We start from the raw sequence: 696 nt of genomic DNA on the forward strand, positions 1-696 counted from the left end.
CATTCCAACAGTTGAAATAATACCTGTTTTACGGTAAATATCTCTCTGAATCATAGCCGAAACATTATCTAACTTATCTTTCCTTGACATTGACTTGTCAGAAATAAAGTAAGAAAGTGAGCTAGTAAGGTCGATAAAACCTTCATCAATTGAATAGGGGAGAATGTCATCTGGAGCAGCATAGTCTTGAAAGATATGTTGAATCTCTAAATTCTTTTCAATATATCTGTCCATGCGAGGAGGAACAATGAGTGTACGCTTTGCCCAGTGTTCGATGAAAGATTTATACTTTGGTGTTACGTCTATCCCCTGTTTCCACGCATTCTGGTAGCTGAATTTACGAGTGTTTATATCAAATGGCAAGTCGTAAGAACGCCCTACGTTTGCTTTTCCGAATACTTTCTTAAACATAGGAGAGGAAGCCAGTATTAATCCTGCTGAGTTATCTGCTCTGCTCATGACACACAATGATGTGTAGAGCGGATGCAAACCTCTATCTACACATTCAACTGAAGCGTAAAAGGACTTCATATCGAGGAAAGCTATGTCACTTTGAGGTTCTATAGTGTAGTCGATATAGCCCATAGGGTTATCTCCTTTTGAGTTTTTCTAGCTCTTCGATAAGTTCACCGATGTAGTCTGTGATGTCGTATTCAAATTTGTCAGGAGTAAAGATAATACGTTCGCCCTTTATGT

1 protein-coding gene is annotated in these 696 nt (G+C 38.5%); it reads right to left on the reverse strand.

The window, feature by feature from the left end:
- A partial coding sequence (locus D8863_RS10630) for a Y-family DNA polymerase (protein WP_498072857.1) occupies positions 1-585 on the reverse strand: 585 nt, incomplete at its 3' end.
- Positions 586-696: the final 111 nt, after the last annotated feature.

The sequence above is a fragment of the Streptococcus oralis genome (genome assembly GCF_003943825.1).
GTDB classification, from domain to species: domain Bacteria; phylum Bacillota; class Bacilli; order Lactobacillales; family Streptococcaceae; genus Streptococcus; species Streptococcus oralis_CD.